11 protein-coding genes are annotated in these 22,352 nt (G+C 66.6%); all 11 read left to right on the top strand.

Annotated elements, in window-relative coordinates; genetic code table 11:
* The first annotated feature begins 23 nt into the window (after positions 1-23).
* The 11 genes from J4G12_02010 to J4G12_01960 all read left to right on the top strand — a co-directional run bounded on the left by J4G12_02010 (position 24) and on the right by J4G12_01960 (position 22,317).
* Positions 24-869 (top strand): prolipoprotein diacylglyceryl transferase, encoded by an 846-nt coding sequence (locus J4G12_02010; GenBank protein ID MCE2454577.1) that lies wholly within the window; start codon positions 24-26, stop codon positions 867-869.
* Between the two features lies 1 nt (position 870).
* Positions 871-3,861 (top strand): BamA/TamA family outer membrane protein, encoded by a 2,991-nt coding sequence (locus J4G12_02005; GenBank protein MCE2454576.1) that lies wholly within the window; start codon positions 871-873, stop codon positions 3,859-3,861.
* Positions 3,862-3,872: 11 nt separating this feature from the next.
* Positions 3,873-8,567 (top strand): translocation/assembly module TamB, encoded by a 4,695-nt coding sequence (locus J4G12_02000; GenBank protein MCE2454575.1) that lies wholly within the window; start codon positions 3,873-3,875, stop codon positions 8,565-8,567.
* On the top strand, positions 8,561-11,497 hold the full coding sequence (gene uvrA / locus J4G12_01995) for an excinuclease ABC subunit UvrA (protein ID MCE2454574.1): 2,937 nt from the start codon (positions 8,561-8,563) through the stop codon (positions 11,495-11,497). The genes J4G12_02000 and uvrA overlap by 7 nt, the downstream gene beginning before the upstream one ends.
* A gap of 257 nt (positions 11,498-11,754) precedes the next feature.
* Positions 11,755-12,168, top strand: a complete 414-nt coding sequence (locus J4G12_01990; protein ID MCE2454573.1) for a CesT family type III secretion system chaperone — start codon at positions 11,755-11,757, stop codon at positions 12,166-12,168.
* Positions 12,169-12,170: 2 nt separating this feature from the next.
* Positions 12,171-13,076, top strand: coding sequence for a PspA/IM30 family protein (locus J4G12_01985; GenBank protein MCE2454572.1), 906 nt, complete (start codon positions 12,171-12,173; stop codon positions 13,074-13,076).
* Complete coding sequence (locus tag J4G12_01980) at positions 13,073-13,939, top strand: D-amino acid aminotransferase (protein MCE2454571.1); 867 nt, start codon at positions 13,073-13,075, stop codon at positions 13,937-13,939. Before J4G12_01985 ends, J4G12_01980 begins: the two co-directional genes overlap by 4 nt.
* A gap of 25 nt (positions 13,940-13,964) precedes the next feature.
* Positions 13,965-15,329: a DUF1343 domain-containing protein gene (locus J4G12_01975; protein MCE2454570.1), complete on the top strand. Its 1,365-nt coding sequence runs from the start codon at positions 13,965-13,967 to the stop codon at positions 15,327-15,329.
* Between the two features lie 275 nt (positions 15,330-15,604).
* Positions 15,605-17,344 (top strand): hypothetical protein, encoded by a 1,740-nt coding sequence (locus J4G12_01970; protein ID MCE2454569.1) that lies wholly within the window; start codon positions 15,605-15,607, stop codon positions 17,342-17,344.
* Positions 17,344-20,397, top strand: coding sequence for a serine hydrolase (locus tag J4G12_01965; protein ID MCE2454568.1), 3,054 nt, complete (start codon positions 17,344-17,346; stop codon positions 20,395-20,397). Before J4G12_01970 ends, J4G12_01965 begins: the two co-directional genes overlap by 1 nt.
* A gap of 30 nt (positions 20,398-20,427) precedes the next feature.
* Positions 20,428-22,317 (top strand): glucosamine-6-phosphate deaminase, encoded by a 1,890-nt coding sequence (locus J4G12_01960; GenBank protein ID MCE2454567.1) that lies wholly within the window; start codon positions 20,428-20,430, stop codon positions 22,315-22,317.
* Positions 22,318-22,352 lie beyond the last annotated feature (35 nt).

Genomic DNA, 22,352 nt, shown 5'->3' with positions numbered 1-22,352 from the left:
GACCGACCACAACTCAGGCGCAAATGTACCCGGTAATCTTCGACATTCCGCAGTGGGTGCCCATTCTCGGCGGCAGTCCCGTGACCTCCTTCGGCGTCTGCATGTTCCTTGCCTTCCTTGCCGCCGGCTACGTGGTCCGGACCGAGCTGCGCCGCATCGGCCAGGACCCGGACCGTGCCTGGGATTTCGTCTTCATGGCCGTGGTCGGCGGAATCGTCGGCGCCAAGCTCTACTACGTTTTCCTCAATTTCGACCGGCTGACGGCCGACCCGACGGGCATGCTCTTCGGTCGCGGCGGTCTGGTCTGGTACGGCGGGCTGATCGGTGGCACCGCATTGGTGCTCTGGGAGATACGCCGCCGTCGGCTGCCGCTCCCGGCAACGGCGGACGCCATCGCTCCGTCCCTCGCTCTCGCGTACGGAATAGGTCGCATAGGCTGTTTTCTGGTAGGGGACGACTGGGGCCGGCCCACGGATTCCTGGCTGGGCATCGCCTTTCCCAACGGCGCCCCGGCGACCACCGTCGCCAACATCGAGGCTTTCGGGATCGAGGTGGATCCCGCGCTGGTCGAGCGCTACGGGGAAGTGCTCCCGGTGCATCCCACGCAGCTCTACGAGGTCGGCCTCAGCACCCTGATCTTCCTGTTCCTCTGGAAACTTCGTCTGGGCGGGGGTCCTGCGGGATCCCTCTTCTTCATCTGGATGGCTCTGGCGGGAGCCGAGCGTTTCCTCGTGGAGTTCCTGCGAGCCAAGGACGACCGTTTCTTCGGCATTCTGACTCTGGCGCAGCTCTTCAGCCTGGCCATGATCGCGACAGCCTTTGTCGGCCTGCGCGCCCTCAGGAGAGCAAAGGCCGGGAAGGCGGCCTGACTTGCCCCCGGATCCGCTCCCGGAGCTGCGGGTCCTCCACGCTTCGGATCTCCAGATCGGCCGACCCTTCCTGCGCACCGCAGGCGAAGCCTTTCTCGCGCTCATACGGGAACTCGCGCCCGATCTCGTAGTCGTTTCGGGCGATCTGACCCAGAGGGCGAAAAAGCGCGAATACGAGATCGCGGAGGCTCTTCTGACCGAGATCGGAGCGCCTGCGATATGCGTGGCCGGAAACCACGACGTCGCGCTCTATCGGTTCTGGGAACGGCTGCTGTGGCCGTGGCGAAAGTGGGATCGTCACATAGGCGAGCGAAGAAGCGCATGCCATCTGCCCGGGCGGGCTCTCGTCGTCGGCCTGAACACCGCTTCACCCCACCGCGGCATAGTGAACGGACGGCTGCGGAGCGAAGATCTGAACTACGCCCGCACGGCTTTCGACGGGGCTGAGCCCGGGGAGCGCCGCATCCTCGTCATCCACCACTGCCTCCGACGTATTCATGGAAAGGCAAGCTCTCCGCTGCCCAACGCCGAAGACGCCATCGAAAGGATCGCCGGGATGGGGGTAGACGTGGTGCTGGCCGGTCACCAGCACGTCTCGCACGCGGACAGGGTCGTATCGAGGTCGGGGTCCTTCCTCCTGATCCATGCAGGCACGGCTACCTCCTCCCGTTGGCGCGCTCCCGAAGAAGGCGTCAATACCGTCAACCTCCTAGACCTGAACGGTCCTGCGCTCGCCGTCACCCGCTTCTCGCGCAGCGAGGGCAAGCGTTCCTTTCTCGCGGGCAAGGCGCGGCGTCTGCTCTTCGGCCTTCTGGCCGCAGTCGCTCTGGCAGGCGGGGGCGGGGCGGCGGCTCAGATTCCGACGCCGCAGATCCACAGGGTGGAGTTCACGGGCGATCTCACCTTTCCGGTCGACTCGCTGAGGAGGATCGTTCAGACGAGGTCTTCGGAGTGCGTCACCTTCCTGCTCACTCCATTCTGCTGGGCAGGCGCGGATTTCGCTACGAACACGGCGCTCCTTCGCGAGCGCTCTCTCGTGGTGGACGCCGCCCGGCTGCGAGCCTGGTACCATCAGCGAGGTTTTCAGGAGGCGAGTGTCGGTTTCTCCACGGTCGAACGCGAGGACGGTTCGGTCGATGTGACCTTCACTATCGACGAGGGCAGGCCGGTCCTGCTCGCTTCCTTCGAGATTGCGGGCCTCCCGGACTCGCTCTCCGACGCGGTTCCGGCCGGAGGCGCACCGGTTCCCGGCAAGGCGCTCTCGATCGTCGATCTCCAGATTCTCAGGGATTCGCTGGAAGCTCGCCTGGCCGATCGCGGCTACGCCCATGCCCGCGTGCTTCGACAGACCTTTGTTCCGGCGGGCGCTCCTTACGCCGCCGAGGTCACCTTGGATGTCTCGCTCGGCCCTCTGGTGCGCTACGGCGAAATCACTGTGACCGGCAACTCCTCCCTCGACCGGACGACGATCCTATACACCGCCCGCATCGCCGCAGGCGACCTTTACAGCCGCGAGGAGCTGCGCAACGCCCGCACCCGGCTCTTCGGTCTGGAGATCGTGCGCCGGGCGGACCTGCTCGCCGACTCCACCGCGATCCTTCTCGCCGATTCCGTGATGCCGCTGGAGATCAGGATATCCGAGTCCGACGCCTACCGGTTCCGATACGGAGCCGGACTGAACAGCGCCGAGTGCCTGGATGCCGAGACGCGGTGGACGGCGAGGAACTTTCTGGGCGCCGGTCGGCGCCTGAGCGTAAGGACGAGGGTGTCGAACGTGCTCGCGTCCCAACTTCACAACCTGGCCTGTCCGCAGAGTGGAGAAGAGGAATTCGCGGCTCTCAACTGGCTGGCTTCGCTCGAATTCAGTCAGCCTTGGGTTTTTTCCACCCGAAACTCCTTTTCGGCCACTTTCTTCGCCGAACGGAACTCCGTGCCCGACATCTTCGTGCGCGAAGCCATCGGCGCCTCCGCAGCCGTCACCCGTCCATTGAACACCCAGACCACGGTGACGGCGGCCTACGGCCTCGAGCTCTCCAGCCTGAGCGCGGCCGATGCGCTCCTGTGCGCGAGCCTGCTGGTCTGCGATCCGAACGACATCTCCATTCTGGCTGATCGCCATCGTCTGGCTCCGGTAACGGTTCGGTTGAACCGCAGTCTGGTGACCGGCATTCTGAATCCTACCGCCGGATACGTCGTTCGACTCGACTATGAGTATGCCTCGTCGTGGACGGGATCCGATTTCACCTACCAGCGCGTTCTGGGCGAGGGCGTCTGGTATTCCCAGCCCGCGTCTCGCCTCGTGCTCGCCACCCGCTTGCGGGGAGGCTGGGTCGGGGCTGACGGGAAGAGCGTCCGAGAGGGTGGTCTGTCGCTCCATCCCACCAAGCGATTCTATTCCGGTGGGGCGAGCTCGGTGAGGGGATTTGAACAGGGCGGACTCGGTCCGCGCGTGCTCTACGTGCCCGAGGCCGCCGGCCTGCTGGGGCCCGGAGGATGCGACCCCGAAGAGCTTGCCGCCCTGACCTGCGATCCCGATAGGGCGGACGCCTCCGTCTTCCTGGCCCGGCCCACCGGGGGCGACTGGGTTTTCGAAGCCAACCTGGAGACCCGGATCGGACTCTCGAATCTGTTCGAGGGCGTGCTCTTCGCCGACGTGGGCCAGGTCTGGAACAACCCGGCCGGCGTGTCTCTCTCCGAGGTCGAGGTCGCTCCCGGGCTGGGAGTGCGCTACGCGAGCCCCATCGGACCGCTGCGACTCGATCTAGGCTACCACTTTCGCGCGGGCGAGGAGCTTCCGGTGGTGGTTCCTCTCATCCTGCCTTACTTGGACGGGGAAGATCCGGAGTCCAGGCTCGTGGTCGACGGTCGGCCCGTGCCCTGGGTGCAGAGTTCGACCCTCGCTCGGCTCAAGGCTGAACGGGGCTGGGGCGAAGCGCCGGGATTGTCCGTCGACCGACTGCGCCTCCACGTCTCGATCGGCCAGGCCTTCTGAGTGGAGTTGTCGTGACCCGACGCCGAGACGATCCAGAGACCGGACCGAACGCCACCTCGGCGGGAGAGGATGGGGACCGGAGCGCGGCCAGGAAGCGGCGCTGGTGGCATTGGAGCCGGCCGTGGCCGTGGCTCGGGCTGCTGGCGCTATCGTCGGCCTTGCTGGTATTCGCCCGCGGCGGCCTTGCGAGTCGTCTTATACTCGAGGAAGCCATCACCCGAGTCGGCGAATCGCTTGCAGGCGAGATCATTGTCGACTCGCTCGCCGAGGGAGACATCTTCAAGCAGATGCGGCTCAAGGGAGTCGGTCTGATGGACGAGGACGGCCAGCCGATCTTCACCGCCGACTCCATCGCGCTCGGGAGCTCCCTGGCGTCGCTTTTGGTTGGCGGTCTCAGCGTGGACGAGGTCGCGATCTGGGGGCTCGACGGGAAGATCGCCCGTCTGCCCTCCGAGGCCGCGACCAACGTCGACAGGCTTTTCGCTCCCGAGGGATCCGCGACCGCACCGGGTGAAGACGATCTCGCTCCGGATACCGACCGGGCCGAACGGTCGCCGTTGCGGATCGAGAAGGTCTCCATCCGAGACAGTTTTCTCGACATTGCGGTCCCGGTCGGCGGTGGAGACGACCAACTGCTCGGCAACATCCCCGCTTCCGACGGCTCAGGGTCCGTATCGGAGCTGCCCATTTCCGGGATCGACCTCGACCTGGAGGATGTGACGCTCTGGCCCGAGGACTCCCGGGCGGAGTTCGTCGCAACGGTAGCGTCGCTCTCGGCCGACCTCGAGCTGAACGGCGGCGGGGTGCGGGTTCACGATCTGAGCGGCCACCTTACCTACACCGGTGGGGAGGGGGTCGTGATCACCCAGGGCTCCCTCAGCCTGGCGGAATCGACTCTGGCGTTCCAGGAGGCGAGGGTGGAGCCGCCCGACACGCAAGACACTGGCCGACCTTGGACCTTCACCTCGAGATTCGTCACCGTCGGAGCGGCGTCGGGGGACGATTTCACGGTCATCGAGCCGCGGTTGGCAGGCACGAGCATCAACGGCGAAATCGGGCTCGCCACCGACCGGGCGATCCTTCTCGACTTCTCACCGATCGTCGTCGAAGAACGGGGCGGCACGGCACGGCTCGAGGGCGGACTGCTGATCGACCGCGAGGGCGACCGCTACGACTCGGTGGAGGTGACGGTCGAATCCGCGCCCTCCTCCCTGGTCGAGAGATGGTTCAAGGTCGTCATGCCGGAGAACGTCCGCCTCTCGGGGGACGCGATTCTCGACGGAGAGGGCCGGAATCTGGCCGTAAGCGGGGTTCTGGCCCTACACCCGGAGGAGGTGGCGAGTCCGATGCTCCCGCCGCGCCCCGACGGTCCTCCGACCGTGACCTCCGCCGGCGACGAAGATACGGAGCCCGACCCAGCGGCCGGCACGTTCTCGCCCACGCCGGAAACGATCTCGGCCACTGTCCGAGGGTGGATCGACCTCGGGGAGAGAGGAACGGACGGAGAGGAGCTGCGGGCCCGCGAGCTCGTGGTGCGGGTCCAGCCGTTCTCGCGGGAGGAGGTCACGTTGCTGGGACGGAGCAGGGCGGATTTTCCGCTCAGGGGTCGGAACCGGCTCGAAGCGCGTCTGGACGGCGGATTGACGAGCGGCCTCACCTTCGATCTCGACCTGACGAACGGGTGGGAGGGTCGCGTGTCCCCGATCTCGGTCAGAGGAGAGATTCGCCAGGGAGAGCTCTCCGAGTTCGAGATCGAGGCTTTGACGGCGCTCGACTCGCTTCCGCTCGGAGCTCTTGGGCTGGAGGGCGAGGTGGGGAGCGCCTACGCGTCGGGAGCGGTCTCGATCTCCGGGCGGGCTCGCGACGCAGGCATCGACGCCGACCTGGAGATAGACGGAGGTCGACTGGCGGTGAGCGGCGTCGCGGACATCAGGGAGCCTGGCGCCTTCTACCGCTTCGGTCTCCAGGCCGATTCCCTCCCGGTCTCGAGTCTCTTCCCCGAACTCCCGGAACCCACATCGATCAACATGAGAGCCGACGTGGAGGGACGCGGGCGGGATCTGAACGCGGGATACCTTAGCGCCTCGGTATCCGCAAGCTCCTTACGCACCGGGCCGCTGACCGTGGACACTCTGGCCGCTCAGTTGTCGGTGGAGGGAGGTTTTCTGAACCTCGCCACGATGATCACGCGGGTGGGGGGCGTCTCGATTGCCGGTTCCGGGCGCATCGGACTGAACTCGCCTTCGAGAGGGGAGATCCGCTTCGACGCCCGGGCGGAGTCGGTGGCGGGTCTGCGCGAGCTCGTGATCGGGCCGGTCGGACCCGTCAAGGATACGCTCACCTCCCTCCAGAGGACGCTTCTCGCCATCACCGAAGTCGATGTGGAGGCGCTGCCCGAAGCCGTCGACGTCCGGCTCGACGGAAGGCTCCGAGGAAGAGTCGCTCTGCGCGGGTCGCTCGAGGACTTCGACCTCGAACTCGACCTGGGGCTTGCCGAAATGGCCTACAGGAGGGAAGAGGTCGATTCGCTGACGCTCAGGACCACAGTGCGCGGACTCCCGGAGTTCGACAACACCTGGACCCTCGACGCCGAGGCCGGCGGTCTGCGCCTTTACGGCCGCCGGGTGGAGACGGCCTCCGTGAGCGGTGTCTCCGAAAGAGGCGTCGGCAAAGCCCGCGTGGACCTGCGTCGGGGTTCGACCGGCGCACTCGCCCTGGCGTCCGAGTTCACTATCGAGGACGAAGGCGTGGAGATAGGGGTAACCGAGCTAGGTATAGCCGCCGACACCGTCCTCTACGAACTGGCCCGCCCCGCCCAGGTGTCGTGGGGCTCGCAGGCCTTGTCCTTCAACGATCTCAGGCTCGAAAGAAGGGGAGCGTCGGGGAAGTTCGTCACCGCCAGCGGTACCCTGGCCCGGGTGGGCATCACCAAGTTCGACGTCGTCGTCGAAGGGGTCGAACTCGCGCACATCGGGGAGCTGGGCGGGTTCGGTGACTGGCCGGCGTCCGGGAACGTGACGCTGACGGCGGCCGTTGTTGGACCTTCGAACGCACCCCGCATCGAGGCCGACTGGATCATAGTCGAACCCCGTTTCGAGGACTTCGAGCTGTCGAGTCTGACCGGAAGCGCATCGTACCAGGAGCTGAGCGCCCGGGTCAAGCTCTCCGGCATGGTGGGAGAGCGCGAAGTGCTGAGAGCCCAGGGACCGATGCCGGTGGACCTGGGACTGACCCGCGTGGCGGACAGGACCCCTGACGGCCTCATGGACATGGCCTTCGAGCTCGATTCGTTGCCTGCGGCCTCCGCGCTCGCCGCTCTTCGCGATCTGGAAGGGGTGAGCGGCGTCATTTCCGGCTCGGCCCGGCTGGGTGGAAACCTCGACGTCCTCCGCCCCGACGGGGAGCTCGAAATCACGGATTTCGAGTGGTCTCTGCCGGCCTTGGGCATCCGACCTCCCCCCACCGACGGCGTGCTCGGTCTCAACCGCGACGGGAGCGTCGATCTCAGGCTCGCGACCCGAGGCGGCGAGCTTGTCGCGGAAGGGACCGTCGATTTCTCCTCGGTCGCCAACCCGGCGCTCGACGTGAACTTCATGTTCGACGAGTTCCTCGCCGTGTCGCGGGCCGACATGGAGGCCGTGATCACCGGCGAGATCGGCCTGGGCGGCCGGTACCTGCGTCCGGTCGCGCAGGGAGCGGTCATCGTCGACCGCGGTACGCTCTTCACCGAGGAGTTCGAGCGAACTGCGTACGTGATCGATCTCTCCGATCCGCGCCTCTTCGGCACCGACACGACGTTCCTCGCCGCGCAACCCTTCCTCCGCGGTCTCAGCAATCCCTTCCTCGCCAACTTGCGCACGGAGATCGACCTCGAGGTTCCCCGCGACCTGTGGCTGCGCTCCCCCGAAATGAGCGTTGAAATGGGGGGCGAACTCTCGGTGAGCTATGATCGCCGGCAGGGCGACATCGTGCTTGTGGGCGAGCTCGAGGCGCTGCGGGGCAACTACTCGCTGTTGCAGCGCTCCTTCGAGGTATCCGGCGGCTCGGTCAGTTTCACCGGCATTCCCGGCGTGAATCCGAACCTCGATGTCACCGCCGTCAGCCGCATCCGCAGGCGCGAAGGCGAGCCGCTCCAGATGACCGCGACGGTGGAAGGAACCCTGACCGCTCCCGAGGTGAGTCTGACTTCCGACGAAGCCGGACTTGATCAGGCGGACCTGATCGGCTACCTCCTGCTGGGCAGGCCGGTTTCGGGTCTTGCCTCGCAGAACCCGCTTTCCCAGGCGACCACCGGAGCCTTGGCCACGCTCATCTCCGGAGCCGCCGCCTCGCAGTTGGGTACTGCTCTGGCCCAGGAGATCGGCGTGGACTATCTCTCCATAACCCAGGCCGGCGACTACACCCTCGCCGGGCTCGCTTCCCCCCTCGCCACCACGGAGGTGGAGATCGGACAGTACATCGGGCAGGACGCCTTCGCCGTACTCGTGCTGCGTCCCCTCGCCCAGCAAACCGGAGTGGGCGGCTTCTTCGGCGGCGTCAGGGTCGACTGGGGCTTCGGCGACGAGTACTGGGTGGAGACCTTCGTCGCGGATCGCTACCTCAGGGGAGGATCCGGAGGGCTCGGAGGCATCGGCACTCTCGGCGGGCTGGGGATAGCGCCGCAACAGATAGTCGGCGTCTTTCTCTTCAAGGAGATAGGATGGTGACGTCGGGAACGGGCCGGAGCTTCCGGGAGGAACTCGTCGTGCGCGGCGCCCGCGAACACAATCTGAAGGATGTCGACATCACGCTCCCCCGCGACAGCCTAGTGGTGATCACCGGCCTTTCGGGCTCGGGCAAGTCCTCGCTGGCCTTCGACACCATCTACGCGGAGGGGCAGCGCCGTTACGTGGAATCTCTCTCCGCCTACGCCAGACAGTTTCTGGGTGTGATGGAGAAACCCGACGTGGACGCCATCGAGGGGCTCTCGCCCGCCATCTCCATCGAGCAGAAGACCGTGAGCCGCAACCCGCGCTCGACGGTCGGCACCGTAACCGAGATATACGACTATCTGCGTCTGCTCTGGGCGCGGGTGGGCATCCTCCACTGTCCGGAGTGCGGCAAGGCCGTGGAGCGTCAGTCGGCGACCCAGATCGTGGATCGTCTGCTCCAGATCGAGGAAGGCACCCGCATCGAGCTCCTCGCACCGCTCGTGCGCGGCCGCAAAGGTGAATTCGCCGCGCTCTTCGAACGCACCCGGAGGGACGGATTCGTCAGAGTACGCGTCGACGGGAAGACCTACGATCTCACGAGCCCGCCGCGTCTGAACCGCCACCAGCAGCACGACATTTCGGTGGTCGTGGACCGCCTCGTGGCTCGCGCTCAGGACAGGGAGCGGATCGCCGACTCGGTGGAAATGGCGCTGCGCCACGGAAACGGCCTGATCGAGGTGGTGGAGCACCCCAGGATCGGGGAGCCCGGGGACGCGACGACCTACAGCGAGCGGTACGCCTGCATCGACTGTGGATCCGATCTCGACGAGCTCGAGCCGCGCCACTTCTCGTTCAACTCGCCCTACGGCGCTTGCGAGAGCTGCGGAGGACTCGGCACGCGAGCCGAGGTCAGCCCCGAGCTCGTCGTCGGCGACCCTTCCCTCAGCGTGCTGGAGGGGGCGATACTGCCCTGGGGCGAAGCTTCGAGCCACATTCGACGCTCCGCTCTGCCCGGTCTGGCCGAGCTTTACGACTTCGATCCCGACGCCGCTTGGGGGGAATTGCCCGAGAAGGTTCGAGAGATTCTGCTTTGGGGATCGGGCGAACGATCGGTCAGGTTTCCGTATCGCTCGCAGTCCGGAAGCTTCGCAGGACATTTCGAAAGGCCTTGGGAAGGAGTCATCCCCAACCTGAACCGACGCTTCCGCGAAACCGAATCGCAGGCCGTGCAGGGCCAGATCAGGGAGTTCATGACCACGCGCACCTGCGCGACCTGCGACGGCAGCCGGCTAAAACCGGCGTCGCGGGCGGTGACCGTGGGTGGCATGTCCCTAGGTGAGTTGGCACGGATGCCTATCAACCGACTGACGGGCTACATCGCTTCGCTTCCGCTTGAAGGAAACGGGGCGCTTCCGGTCGCGATAGCCCGCCCCATCATCAAGGAGGTAGCCGATCGCCTGCAATTTCTGGAAGATGTCGGGCTGGGCTACCTCACGCTCGGTCGGTCCGCAGGCACCCTTTCGGGAGGTGAGGCGCAGCGGATCCGGCTCGCGACTCAGATCGGGAGCAGACTGGTCGGTATTCTCTACATCCTCGACGAGCCGTCCATCGGGTTGCATCAGCGCGACAACCATCGCTTGCTCGCGACGCTGCGCACGCTGCGGGACATGGGCAACACCGTTATCGTGGTCGAGCACGACGAAGGTACGATCCTCGCCGCCGACCACGTGGTGGACATGGGGCCGGGGGCGGGCAGGCACGGGGGCGAGGTAGTCGCGAACGGGCCGATCGAGGCGGTGCTGAAGGAGGAGCGCTCCATGACCGGCGCCTATCTGCGCGGCGACCGAAACATCGAACGTCGAGAGACCAGGCGTTTCGCGGACCCGCGGAACGAGCTCGTGGTGGTGGGAGCGCGTGGCAACAACCTCCGCGACATCGACGTGACCTTTCCGCTGGGCGTGTTCACCTGCGTCACCGGGGTGAGCGGATCCGGCAAGTCGACCCTGGTGAACGAGACCCTCTACCGCTCGCTCGCCCGCAGCCTCCATCGAAGCCGAGCGGTGGCCGCCGCGCACGACCGCATCGACGGTCTCGGTCTTCTGGACAAGGTTATCGAGGTCAACCAGGCACCCATCGGGCGCACTCCGCGTTCCAACCCAGCCACCTACACCGGGCTTTTCACGCCCGTGCGCGAGCTCTTCGCCAGTCTGCCGGAAGCCAACATGCGCGGCTACGGACCTGGACGCTTCTCGTTCAACGTGAAGGGCGGTCGTTGCGAGCTGTGCAAGGGGGACGGCCTCAAGAAAGTCGAGATGCACTTCCTGCCCGATGTCTACGTGCTCTGCGAAACCTGCCGGGGCAAGCGCTACAACCGCGAGACGCTCGACATTCGCTACCGGGGCCGGAGCATCGCCGACGTGCTGGCCTTGAGCGTCGCGGAAGCCCTCGAGCTTTTCGACGCCGTGCCGCGCATCCGTTCCCGACTCAAGACCCTCAACGACGTCGGCCTCGGCTACATCACCCTCGGGCAGGCGGCGACGACCCTCTCGGGAGGCGAGGCCCAGCGGGTGAAGCTCGCCACCGAACTTTCCCGCCAGGCCACCGGTCGCACTATCTACATTCTCGACGAACCCACCACCGGCCTCCACTTCGAGGACGTTCGCGTCCTGCTCAAGGTGCTGCACCGCCTAGTGGATCTCGGCAACACCGTAATCGTGATCGAGCACAACCTCCATGTGATCAAGACCGCCGACTGGATCATCGACCTCGGTCCCGAAGGCGGAGCCGAGGGCGGCCTGGTCGTGGCCGAGGGCACGCCCGAAGATCTTGCCCGGAACCCCGACTCGCTGACCGGGGAGCACTTGAGGCCGTTGCTGGCCGACGGCGGCGAAACCCGCACGGGCGCCGATGCAGCGCACCGGCTAGGTGAGACGAGGGACGAATAGCGCTCTTTCAGACTTCGGTTCGGTAGGTTTTCCCCGTGGATCCTGGTTCCAGAACGGCTAGATGCGTGTGCGAGACTCGAATGATGACGCTTCCGCGACGGTCCCTATCCTGCTCACCGCTCAACGTCGCCCTCCCGGCACTCGAACCCGGAAACGAAACCGCGAACGCGGGGGTAGCGAAGTGGCCCTTGGCCCGCCAAAGTGCGGAGACCGGTGCGCACACGCGCAAAAGGCAACCTCACCGGAGAACCGAACGCATGGTAACCTACGACGATCTCGAGAGCTTCCTGATCCGAATGGATCTCGACTACGAGGAGGTGGAAGAAGGCATCTGTCTCGTACGGTCGGGCACGAGCGGCCTCCCCGTCGTGCTTCACTACGACGACACCATCCTACTCATCCGCATGAAGCTCATCGACCTACCCGACTCTCTCGCTGCGGAGAAGGCCCTCTACCGGACCCTGCTCGAGCTCAACGCCAGCGAGGTCGTGCACGGTGCCTACGCCATCGAGGGAGACGAACTGATACTCAGCGACACGCACGAACTCGAGACCCTCGACTTCCACGAGCTCCAGGCCTCGATCGAGTCCATGGAACTGGCAGCGTCGTCTCACGAGCACACCATCCGGAGGCTCGCGGGGGTCTCGAGCAACAAAGAGGAGGAAAGCTGAGCATGGGCATCTTTTCACGCCTCTCGACGCTGATCAAGTCCAACGTCAACGACATCATCTCGAAGTCGGAAGACCCCGAGAAGATGCTCAACCAGATCATCCTGGACATGCGCGACCAGTTGGCCAAGGCGAAGCGCGAAGTCGCGTCCGCCATCGCCGACGAACGCAAGCTAAAGGGCCAGCTCGACGCCGAGGTCAAGGCGGTCCGGGAATGGCAGCACAGAGCCGAGCTCGCGATCCGCAAAGGTCGGGACGACATGGCGAGGCAGGCGCTGGTCCGCCAGCAGGAGCACGCCGAGCGTCACCAGATGCTGGATCGGACCTGGAGGGCGCAGGCTGCGGAGACCGAGAACCTGAAGAATTCGCTCAGGGCTCTCAACGAGAAGATCGAGGAGGCGAAGCGCAAGCGAAACCTTCTCATCGCCAAGCAGAAGCGAGCTCAGGCCCAGAAGCGGATCCACCAGACCATGTCCGGCCTCTCCAACACCTCGGCGTTCGAGGCCTTCAACCGCATGGCCGACAAGATCGAGGAGGAGGAGCGACAGGCGGTCGCGCAGGCGGAGGTCACCGAGGCCATCACAGGCGATACGCTCGAGACCGAGTTCGTGCGGCTCGAGGCCGGCTCCGCCGACGCCGGCACCGAGGATCGTCTGCTCGCGCTCAAGTCCAAGATGGGCTTGCTGCCCGAGGGGACCGCCGAACGGAAGCAGTTGGGAGCCGGAGACGCTGCTGCCGCCGATGCGGAGTCGGCCAGTGCGATCCCGCTGGGAAGCGGCGCCGGCGACGCGTCGGCCTCGAACGATGGCCAGGATTCGACCGGCGCCCAGGGGCCGGCCCAGAACGCGTTGAGCGAGGCCGAACTCATCTCTCAGTTCGACCGTCTCGACGGTGACGCCGGGAGCGGATGAAAGAACCTGTCTTCTTCCTCAACGGCGAGTTTCTGCCTAGAAGCGAAGCGCGCATCTCACCCGAGGACCGAGGCTTCCTGCTCTCCGACGGCGTCTACGAGGTCGCTCCCTTCTACGACGGCTCGCCCTTTGCGCTGCGCGAGCACCTCGACCGCTTGGCCTCAGGCATCGAATGGATGCGTATTCCCTACGATGTCTCCAGGCTCGCAGGCGTGCCCGGGGAGCTAGTTCGCCGCAACGGGATCGCCGACGCTCCCACCGCGCTGGTCTACCTCCAAGTGACCCGCGGCGCGGCGCCCCGGACGCACTTCTTTCCCCCGGAGCCCGTCGAACCCACGGTCTTCGGCTATGCGAAGGCCTGGGATCGGCCCGAAGCGGACCGCTGGGAGCAGGGCTTTTCGGCGGTGACCGTTCCCGATCTGCGCTGGGGTCGGGTCGATATCAAGACGGTCTCGCTGCTCCCCAACGTGCTCGCCTTCCAGCGGGCTCTGGATCTCGGCGCCGACGACGCCCTTCTCGTCCGCGACGGCATCGCCATCGAGGGCGCGCACCAGAATTTCTGGGGTGTGTTCGACGGAACGGCGGTCACGCATCCGCTCACCGCCAACATCCTCCCCGGCGTTACCCGCCGTTTGGTTCTGGAGTTGGCGAGCGAGGCCGGCGTCCCATGCTCCGAGCGCCCGATCGCTGTCGAGGAGATCGAACTTGCCGACGAGCTCTTCTTCACGGGGACCACCGGCGAGATCCGCCCTTGCACCGAGGTGGACGGCAAAATGGTAGGCGACGGCATGACGGGCGAGGTGACGCGCAAGCTATCGCGCCTCTTCCGGGCTCACGTCGAGCGTACGGCGACCGGCGGCTAGCCGGATCGGGCGGCGCGACGACGGCATGACGAGCGCTCCTCCGCCCCAACTGCGCAACCTTTCGCTGGGGGCGATCTTCGCTCTCGCGGTGATCGCCCTGTTCGCGGTGGTGTTGGTCGTGCCCGGCGACGGTTCTCGAACGGGGGGTGGCGGTTCGGCGGCAGCCGGCGCGGATGAAGGGTCGCGCTGCCGTGGGAGGCTTTGTCCACCGCTTGCTGGGGATCGCGTTCATGTCGGCGCCGAGCGGCTGCTCGTCGACTCGCTCCACCTCGTCGCCGGTAAGCGGGTCGGGTTGATCACCAATCACACCGGGATCGTAGGGCCGGCCGGACCCGCCGCAGGAGAGACCGAACTGATCTCGACCGTCGACGTCCTTCACGGGGCGCCGGGAGTGGAGCTGGCCGCCCTCTTCGGCCCGGAGCACGGTCTTCGCGGCGACGCCGAAGCAGGGGTCGGCGTGCAGGACGGCGTGGACGTCCGAACCGGAATTCCGGTCTACTCGCTCTACGGCGCGGTCCGCCGTCCGACCCCCGAGTCGCTGAGCGGCCTCGATGTCCTTCTCTTCGACATGCAGGATGTAGGTGCCCGTTACTACACCTACGTCTACACCATGGCGCTGGCCATGGAGGCCGCCGGCGAGCTCGGGATACCCTTCGTCGTGCTCGACCGCCCGAATCCGGTCGGGGCCGCTATGCAGGGCAACATCCTCTCCTCCGGTTTCGAGAGCTTCGTCGGCATGTACCCTGTGCCTATGCGCCACGGCATGACCGCCGGCGAGCTCGCCCGAGCCTACGTGGGGGAGTTCGGGATCGAAGTGGAGCTCTCGGTCGTGCCTCTGCAAGGCTGGCGGAGGGAGATGACCTACTCCGAGACCGGCCTGTCCTGGACGGCGCCTTCGCCCAACATGCCCAGCGAGGAGAGTGCGCTCGCCTACTCCGGCACCTGTCTCTTCGAGGGGACTCCGCTCTCGGTCGGGCGGGGTACGGAGTCGGCGTTCCAGGTGATCGGCGCCCCCTGGCTCGACGGCCGGGAGCTGGCGGAGCGGCTCAACGCATACGGAATCGCCGGAGTGCGTTTCGAGGCGGTCCGCTTCACGCCGGGCGCACCGGGTGACGGCAAGTTCGACGGGACTGAGCTCGGGGGCGTACGTTTCGTGGCGATCGAAGCCGAGTTCGACGCTCCGAGAGCGGCGGTGGCGGCTCTGATCGAAGCTCGCGCGCTTTCGGGAGACGACTGGAGCTGGCGAGAGGGACATTTCGACCGTCTGGCTGGCACCGATTCGCTCCGTCTCGGCGTAGAGGCGGGATCCGACCTCGACGAGATCACGGGAAGCTGGGACGGTGGGATTTCGGAATTCAGAGCCAGGATCCAAGATTACCTGCTGTACTGAGAATGTCGGACGGCCGAACGGCAGCGGCGTCCGCTCCGAGCACGACAAGTCCACATAATCCGCCGACCGGCGACCACACCCTTGCCGCACCCCGGAGGGGCCTCCCAGATATGAGCCACCGCTTCCCAGCACTGATCTGCGCCCTATTCGTCACGGCCTGCTCCGCGCGCCAGGCGGGTCCACCCCGCACTCCCTCGACCGGGAACAACCCAGGTCAGGTTTCCAACCCGGCTCCAAACCAACCCGCAGCGGTCGGGCGAACGGCTGAGAGCGGGGTGTCCTCCACCTCCGCCGGGGCTACGGAGACAGGACTCCGCTGGGTGGAGAACACGATGGCGTCGCTCACCCTGGAAGAGAAGGCGGCCCAGCTCGTCATGCCCTTCGTGCTGGGCGATTTCGCGCCGGTAGGAAGCTCGAGCCATTCCCGAATCACCTCGTACGTGGAGGACCTCAAGGTCGGCGGGGTCATCATGTCGGTAGGGCAGCCCACGGAGGTGGCCGCCAAGCTGAACGCCCTCCAGGAGGTCGCCGATGTCCCGCTCCTGGTCGCGGCCGACCTCGAGACCGGCGCCGGATTCCGACTCCACGGGGCGGTGCAGATGCCCGGAACCATCTCCCTGGGAGGCGCGACCGATTTTCCCGCCCTCATGGCGCTGGGGGCAGCCGACGCCGAGGAGCTCGCCTACGAGATGGGGCGGATCACCGCGGTCGAGGCTCGCGCCGTGGGCATCCACGTGGCGTTCGCACCGGTGCTCGACGTCAACAACAACCCCGACAACCCGATCATCAACGTGCGCTCGTTCGGCGACGATCCCGAACGGGTGGCCAGACTGGGAAGCGCCTTCGTGCGGGGAGTCGAAGATCACGGAGCCGTCGCCACCGGCAAGCACTTCCCGGGCCACGGCGACACTGACACCGATTCGCATCTCTCCCTCCCGGTCATCAGCCATACCCGCGAGCGGATGGAGACAGTTGAGCTCGTGCCCTTCCAGGCCGCCGTCGATGCCGGCATGGGTGCGGTGATGACGGCCCACATCGCAATCCCGGCGCTCTCGGAGGGCGTGCGAGCTCCCGTGACCCTCGCACCCCAGGTGCTGGAAGATCTGTTGCGCCGCGACATGGGCTTCGACGGCCTCGTGTTCACTGACGCGATGGACATGGGCGCGATCACCCGTCTTCATCGCGGCGGCGAAGCGGCGGTGCGCGCGTTGGAGGCTGGCTCGGACATCATTCTCATGCCTCCCTCGCCCGAGGCGGCCATCGCCGGGATCGCCCAGGCGGTGACCTCGGGGCGGATGAGCGAGGAACGGCTGGACGCGTCGGTGCGCCGGGTGCTCGGGCTCAAGGCCCGACTGGGACTGGAGCGGGTCGCGACCGTCGACATCGGCGAGGTCGCTGCGCGCGTCGGCATTCCAGAGCACGACGAGGTCGCTCGGGCGATAGCGGAGCGCTCGATCACCGTCCTCAAGAACGTGGAGGATGGCCGTGAGATGCTGCCGCTCCTGAGCACGCCGACGGCCAGGGTCACGTCCGTCACTTTCCGGCGGAGCTCGGACGTGATGGCGGGTCGCTACTTCAACCGGAGGCTCGGCCAGACCTATAGACGGCTCGCTACGGTCAACATCGACGCCGACGCCACGGCCGCCGACTACGGCGCGCTTCGACGTCAGGTCGCGAATCAGTCGCTGGTGATCGTCAGCACCTACGTCGCCGCGGTCTCCTACTCGGGCACGGTGGCGCTTCCGGATGAGACGGTGGAGTTCATCCACCATCTGCGAGAGTCCGGGAAGCCGCACATACTCGTGTCGTTCGGCAATCCGTATCTGGTTACCGAATTTCCGCAGGTGCGAGCCTACGTGCTGGCATGGAGCGGCGCCCGAGTGAACCAGGTCGCTGCGGCCCGCGCGCTCCTGGGCGAGATCGAGGTGGTCGGGCGCACTCCCACCGCGATCCCTCCGCTCTATTCCACGGGCGACGGAGTGATGATTCCCGCGAAGGGCAGTCGGGAACGATGATGAAGGCGACAGGGGCGCTTGCGACCGCGGCTGCGCTGGGTTGGGCCTGTTCGCCGGTCGGGGTCGCGGAGGCGGGACCGATTCCGGAGCTCGACAGGGACGGCGAGCGCTGGGTGGAGAGCACGATGGCCGAGCTCAGTCTGCCGGAGCTCGTCGGTCAGCTCGTCATCGAATGGATACCCGGAGGATATGCCGCACCGACGAGCCCGGACTTCGCCGCCCTCGAGCGTTGGGTGACTCACGACCGAATCGGCGGCGTCGTCCCGTCCATCGGGACGCCGCATGCCTATGTGGCCAAGCTGAACGCCCTCCAGGAGAGGGCCGAGATTCCACTTCTCGTCACCGCCGACTTCGAGAACGGCGGTCCGGGCATGCGCATCAACGGCTCCTTCGCTCTCCCGTCCATGCTGCCGCAGGGCGGCGGGACCTCCTTCCCGCCCACGATGGCGTTCGGGGCCGTCGGAGACGAGATTTTCGCGCACGAATACGGACGAGTCACCGCAGTGGAGGCCAGGGCGAGCGGCGTACACCTGCTCTTCGCACCGGTACTCGACGTCAACAGCAATCCCGACAACCCGGTGATCGCTTCGCGGGCATTCGGGGGCGAGCCCGGACTCGTGGCTCGCATGGGCGCGGCCTTCGTACGCGGCGCTCGGGAGGGAGGGGCCTTCACCACCGGCAAGCACTTTCCCGGCCACGGCGACACTTCGGTCGATTCCCACGTGGGGCTGCCGGTGATCGATGCCGACCGCGCTCGACTCGACTCGCTCGAACTCGTCCCCTTCGTCGGGGCGGTGGAGGCGGGGGTGGACGCCATGATGACGGCACACGTCTCGCTCCCGGAGCTGCTCGGTCCCTACGGGCCGCCGGCAACCCTCTCGTCCGAGGTGATGACCGATCTGCTTCGCTCCGAGCTCGGCTTCACAGGCGTGCTCTTCACCGACGCGCTCACCATGAGGGCCATCACCGACGGCTATGGGGTCGGCGAGGCCGCAGTGCGCTCGCTGGAGGCCGGATCCGACGTAATTCTTTCGCCCAAGGAGGTCGGAACCGCTATCGCGGCGGTGGTGGCCGCGGTCGAAACCGGGCGCGTCGAGAGAGAGAGAGTGGAGGCGTCCGTGCGCCGGATTCTGACCCTGAAGGCCAGGCTGGGTCTCCATCGCGACCGCTTCGTATCGCTAGACGAGGTGGATGCGCACGTCGGCACGGGCCAACACCTGGCCTTCGCCGACAGCGTCGCGACTCGGTCCATCACGCTGGCTCGGGACGCGGAAAAGCTGGTTCCGTTATCGAGCGTCAGCGCCGAGCGAACCGTACACGTTCGGTTCACGCGCTCCAGCTGGCTCTGGACCGGTCGCGCGCTCGACGCGGCGCTCGCCGACCGCCTGCCCGACCTTCCCACCGTCGAGCTCGACGAACGCAGCGACGAAGCCGCCTACCGCCGGGCGGCCTCCCTCCTGGCGGCGGCCGACCGCGCCCTGGTTTCGGTATACGTGCATCCGTCGCGGGGCTCGGACGAGGACGCCCTGCCCGCACCTTTCCGAGATCTGGTGAACGGCTCGGCTCGCGAGCGACCGACGATACTCGTCTCGCTGCGGAGTCCCTATCTCGCCCGGGCGTTGCCTGCGGTCACCACCCACCTGATCGCCTGGGGAGACGATGCGGCTTCCGAGCGGGCCGTCGCGCGCGCCCTCTTCGGCGAGGAGGCCGTCACAGGCAGGCTGCCCATCGCCATTCCGCCCGATCTGGCCATCGGTGACGGGTTCGTTCGGGAGGCAGTGCGCCCGCCGGTCGGCAGGGTCGACGTGGAGGACCCGTTGGTGGCGGCCGGCATCGTGGCCCGCGGATCGGGGGCGGCGGCACGCGCACAGGAGGTGACGGTCGCGGACCCGGCGACCGTGGGCATGTCCGGCACGGTGCTCGACCGCATAGACGAGATCATGCAGGCCGGCATCGCCGACTCGGTCGCCTCAGGGATGGCCGTGGCCGTCGGCAGGCGCGGCAGGCTGGTCAAACTGGCCGGCTACGGCGAGCTCGCCTACGGAAGCGGTCGGGAGGTGGAGCCGACCACGATCTGGGATCTGGCTTCGGTGTCGAAGGTCGTGGGAACCACCACTGCGGCCATGATCCTCGTGGACGAAGGTCGTCTGGAGCTCGACGAACCCGTGGTGAGCTATCTGCCCTGGTGGGCCGAGGGTGACGACCTCAAGCGGGAGGTCACGGTAAGGCATCTCCTGCTCCACCGCACCGGACTGCCGCCCTTCCGCCGCTGGTTCACCGAGCTTTCGGGCGTGGACGCCTACAAGGACGCCGCCGCCGCAGAACCGCTCGACGGCCCGCCGGGAGAGGTGACTGTCTACTCCGACATCGGCGTGATGACGCTCGCCTGGGTGATCGAGGAGGTAGCCGGACAGCCGCTCGATCGATTTCTGGAAGGCAGGGTCTGGCAGCCGCTGGGTATGCTCGACACCAGATACCGCCCTGCCGCAGGTCTCCGCCCCAGGATCGCGGCGACCGAATTCGACGAGGACTGGCGGGGCGAGCTGGTCTGGGGCAGAGTCCACGACGAGAACGCCGACGCCATGGGTGGAATCGCGGGCCACGCCGGTCTGTTCAGCACCGCCGTCGACCTCTCCGTCTTCGCTCGCGTCATGCTCGACGGCGGGAGCGCGCCTGCCTGCGTCCCGGGAAGGATAGCGGGAGAGCCGTGCCCGGTGGAACGAAACGAGGAGCGGCGCGTCGTGGGCGAGGGGACGCTCGCCCTATTCACGCGGGCCTTCGACTCCACCTCGACCCGCGCCCACGGATGGGACACCCCGTCCGAGAGATCCTCGGCCGGCGACTACTTCAGCTTGCGCTCCTTCGGACACACCGGCTACACCGGGACCTCGCTGTGGATGGACCCGGAACTCGAGCTCTGGGTCGTGCTGCTGACCAATCGGGTGCACCCCACCCGGGAGAACTCCCGCCACGTTCCGCTAAGGCGCGCGGTTCACGATGCGGCGGCGCTCGCCGTCGACGACCGCGAGGTCGAACCCCGAGGGTCGCGCTGACGGAAGCGACCCGCCACGCCAATTCGACCCATGCCCACGACACCACCTTCCGCCGGCAGCACCCCCCGACGGAGCAGGGAGCGAGTCCGGGTGCGGACACTCTCCGACCACGACCGGGTCGCGACTCATGTGGCCGACCGGATAGTTGGAGTGATCCGGGAGCGCAAGGCCCAGGGGCGCAAGGCGGTTCTCGGTCTGGCCACGGGGTCGACGCCGCTCGGGGTCTACCGCGAGCTCGCGCGCATCCATCGAGAAGAGGGGCTCGACTTCTCGAATGTGGTGACCTTCAACCTCGACGAATACTATCCGATGGAGCCGGAGAGCAGGCACAGCTACCGGCGCTATATGCGTGAAAACTTCTGGGGTCCGGTGGGGATACCGCCCGCACACGCCCACATCCCCAGGGGAGACCTGCCGGCGACTGAGGTAGAGGCTCACTGCGCCGAGTACGAACGGAGGATCGCCGAAGCAGGCGGAATCGATTTCATGCTGCTCGGCATCGGTCGCACCGGTCACATCGGCTTCAACGAACCGGGGTCGGAACGAGACTCCCGCACCCGGCTCATCTATCTCGACTCGGTGACTCGGAACGACGCCGCAGGAGATTTCTTCACTAAGGAGGCGGTGCCTCCCCAAGCCGTCACCATGGGTGTGGCCACCATTCTGGAGGCCCGCGAGATCGCGTTGCTTGCGACCGGCGAGCACAAGGCGCCGATAGTCCGTCGAGCGGTGGAAGGGAAGCCGCACCCCGACGTCGCCGCCACATATCTCCAGGAGCACCCCCGCGCGACCGTCTATCTCGATCCCGCAGCCGCAGCCGATCTTACGCGCGCTCGCGCGCCTTGGCTGGTCGGATCTGTCGAGTGGCGCTCCGAGCGCGTCACGGAGGCCGTGATCTGGCTCAGCAGTCGAGCTGGCAAACCCATTCTGCACCTCTCCGAGGACGATTATCGCGAGCACCACCTGAGCTCTCTGGTGGCGAGGTACGGCGCGGGTGAGCTCAACGGGAGGGTCTTCAACGAGCTCTCGGACAAGATTCGAGGGAAGAGCAGGCTGCCCCGAGAGAAACGTATTCTGGTATTCTCCCCTCATCCCGACGACGACGTGATATCGATGGGTGGGCTCCTGCGCAAGCTCGCCCAGAACGAGAACCTCCTGACCGTCGCCTACCAGACCTCGGGCAACATCGCGGTCTTCGATCACGAAATCCGGCGCTATCTCGACTTCGTGGAACGTTCCGCGGCCGCACTCGGCTTCATGGGAAAGGAAGCGGCCTCCGATCTCGCTCGCCGCGTCTGCGAACTGCTTCGGGCCAAGGGGGCGGGAGACGCGGATGCGCCGGAGGTGCAGGCATTGAAGCGGATCGTGCGGGAGACCGAGGCGGTCGCGGCGCTGGAGGCGACCGGAGTGGATTCGTCGAGCGCCCGTTTTCTCGACCTCCCCTTCTATCGAACCGGCACGGTGCGCAAGGACCCGATAGGCACGGAGGATGTGGAGGTCGTGCGCGGTGTTCTCGCGGAGGTTCACCCCGAGATCGTCTGCGCCGCCGGCGATCTCTCGGATCCGCACGGGACGCATCGCATGTGTCTGGAGGCCGTCGAAAAGGCTCTGGACCGTTACGAAGGACCGGAGCCCGAGCTCTGGCTCTATCGGGGAGCGTGGCAGGAGTGGAGTCTCTCCGAGGCCGACCTGCTGACCCCCCTCTCCGACATGGAGCTCCATCTCAAGACGCAGGCGATATTCCGCCACGAATCCCAGAAGGACAGCGCGCCGTTCCCGGGCCACGACCCCCGCGAGTTCTGGCAGCGCGTCGTGGACCGCAATAGGGGCACCGCGGAAGAGATGCGCTCGCTCGGTCTGCCCGCATACTTCGCCATGGAGGCCTACAAGGTGACCGGAACCCGGGGACTTGCACCGTGAGCGGCTTCGGAGCCCTCGATGTGGCGGTGCTGGTG

This window comes from Gemmatimonadota bacterium, from assembly GCA_021295815.1.
In the GTDB taxonomy this organism is placed as follows: Bacteria; Gemmatimonadota; Gemmatimonadetes; order Longimicrobiales; family Gaopeijiaceae; genus JAGWBQ01.
Note: the sequence above shows the minus strand (reverse complement) of the source record. Positions and strands in the feature narration are given on the sequence as shown.

Excerpts from the sequence above, each read along its gene's own strand:
- J4G12_02010 (MCE2454577.1), top strand. The coding sequence starts at position 24 with ATGTACCCGGTAATCTTCGACATTCCGCAGTGGGTGCCCATTCTCGGC.
- uvrA (MCE2454574.1), top strand. The coding sequence starts at position 8,561 with ATGGTGACGTCGGGAACGGGCCGGAGCTTCCGGGAGGAACTCGTCGTG.
- J4G12_01990 (MCE2454573.1), top strand. The coding sequence starts at position 11,755 with ATGGTAACCTACGACGATCTCGAGAGCTTCCTGATCCGAATGGATCTC.
- J4G12_01985 (MCE2454572.1), top strand. The coding sequence starts at position 12,171 with ATGGGCATCTTTTCACGCCTCTCGACGCTGATCAAGTCCAACGTCAAC.
- J4G12_01980 (MCE2454571.1), top strand. The coding sequence starts at position 13,073 with ATGAAAGAACCTGTCTTCTTCCTCAACGGCGAGTTTCTGCCTAGAAGC.
- J4G12_01975 (MCE2454570.1), top strand. The coding sequence starts at position 13,965 with ATGACGAGCGCTCCTCCGCCCCAACTGCGCAACCTTTCGCTGGGGGCG.
- J4G12_01965 (MCE2454568.1), top strand. The coding sequence starts at position 17,344 with ATGAAGGCGACAGGGGCGCTTGCGACCGCGGCTGCGCTGGGTTGGGCC.
- J4G12_01960 (MCE2454567.1), top strand. The coding sequence starts at position 20,428 with ATGCCCACGACACCACCTTCCGCCGGCAGCACCCCCCGACGGAGCAGG.